Here is a 1,717-nt window from a genome sequence, read left to right as displayed (position 1 = left end):
CGTAACCAACTACGGGGTCAGTGCGCTGTGACGGCCCGCAGTGGTGTCCAGGCGCGGCCGGCCAGCGCGTCGCGGATGGCCTTCATCGGGTCGACGCCGTGCAGCCTGATGGTGATCAGGTAGGAGTGGATCCGGCAGTACGCCCTGGTGGTTGCCAGGGTCCTGAAACACCCGGAGGTCTTGAGGTGGACCTTCACATGGCGCAGCGCCTGTTCGGCCAGGTTCGACGTCCACGGGACCGCGAAGTCGGTGAGGTGGTGCAACACCTGGTCGATCTTGTCGAGGAGCCGTTTGGCCAGCACCCATCCCGGATGCCGGCCGCCGTTGGCGGTCCGCCGCGCCCGGTTGACCGCCATCCCGGCGGTGGCCTGCGCGGTGTACTCGGCCCGGACCTGCTCGATCTGCTCGGCGGTCAACGCCGCAGCGCCGGCGGTGATCGCCGCCTTGACCGCGGCGCGGCCCGCCCGCAGCGCGGCGATCATCGTGGTGGCCCAGCCCTGGCCGGGTTCGGCGGCGATCCCGCGTGCCGAGCGGATCAAGTGGGCGTTGCAGAGCTGACGGGCCTTGAGGGTCTGCTCGTACTTGAGGTAGCCGCCCCAGTCGTCGGTGACCAGCGTGCCGGTGAACCGGCCGAACACGTCGAACGGCTCCATCGCCGCGTGGCCGCGGGTGTGTCCGGCGCCCAGCCACACGATCTTCTCCGAGCGCAGCGTGAACACGCACGGCTTGAACGTGCGGGCCGCGCCGGCGACGGGATCGGCGCCGTCGGCCTCGGGGCTGTCCGCGGCGGTGTTCACCGGCGTCTCGTCGGCCAGCAGCACCTGCTCGGTGAGCAGCGCGGTCTTCGCGTCGGCCTCGAACCCGCGCAGCCCGGCGGCGAACCGGGCCGCGATCTTGTTGATCCATCCGGTCGACACCGCCGTGCCGAACAGGCCGTTCACCGTCTCGGCGGCGCGTTCCTGGCCGAGTTGCCCGAACGTGTGCAGCAGCAGCGCCGCCGCGGACAGGTTCGGCCCGTAACAGACCGGGGCGCCGACCGCGCCCTCGGGCGCGGCGGCCCTCGTGACCGTCCCGCAGCCGCACCGCCGCGACACCAGCAGGAACTGCCTGACCAGCGCCCGGATCTCGGGGATGTCCACCACCTGCAACGGGACCGTTCTCACCTGCGGGGCGCCGGCCAGGTCCGCGCCGCAGCCGCCGCACGGACCCGGTTCCACGACCCGCACGTCGTCGGGTGTCGCGGTGAACGCCAGCCCGCCGCCGGGGTGACCGGGCTGCCCGCCGCGCTTCTTCGCGTCCTTCGGGCCTTCGGCCGGCTCGGTCCGGCGGCGTTCCCGCTCCTGCCGGCGCCGCTCGGCCCGCGAGCCGAGACCATCGGAGGAAGGGGGCTTCGATGAGTTCTGCGAGTCTTTCCCGAGCTTGCGGGCAACGTCGGCGACCAGCGCCTCCAGCGCGGCGATCCGCGCGTCCTTGGCCGCGTCGCGTTCTTCCAACTCGGCGATCCGCGCCGTCAACACGGCCTCACGCCCTACACCCTCGCGGATCAGTACCGCCTGCCGGGCGATCCGCTGGTCACGCTCGGCCAGCGCCGTCAAGAGACCGTCCACGGACGGTGTCGGCTGATCGGCGGCGGTCACAACCAGGCAACCTACCGCATCAGACCCCGACGATCAGACCACGACGACACCGCAGGTCAAGCCACCCCGTAGTTGGTTAC

General features: G+C 71.8%; 1 protein-coding gene. It reads right to left on the bottom strand.

Annotated elements, in window-relative coordinates:
- Positions 1 to 17 precede the first annotated feature (17 nt).
- A complete protein-coding gene (gene tnpC, locus KGA66_RS28835) occupies positions 18 to 1,637 on the bottom strand; it encodes an IS66 family transposase (protein WP_211472746.1) in 1,620 nt (539 codons plus the stop codon).
- Positions 1,638 to 1,717 lie beyond the last annotated feature (80 nt).

It is taken from the genome of Actinocrinis puniceicyclus, assembly GCF_018283645.1.
GTDB classification, from domain to species: domain Bacteria; phylum Actinomycetota; class Actinomycetes; order Streptomycetales; family Catenulisporaceae; genus Actinocrinis; species Actinocrinis puniceicyclus.
The sequence above is the reverse complement of the archived record's forward strand: the minus strand, read 5'-3'. Positions and strand labels throughout refer to the sequence as shown.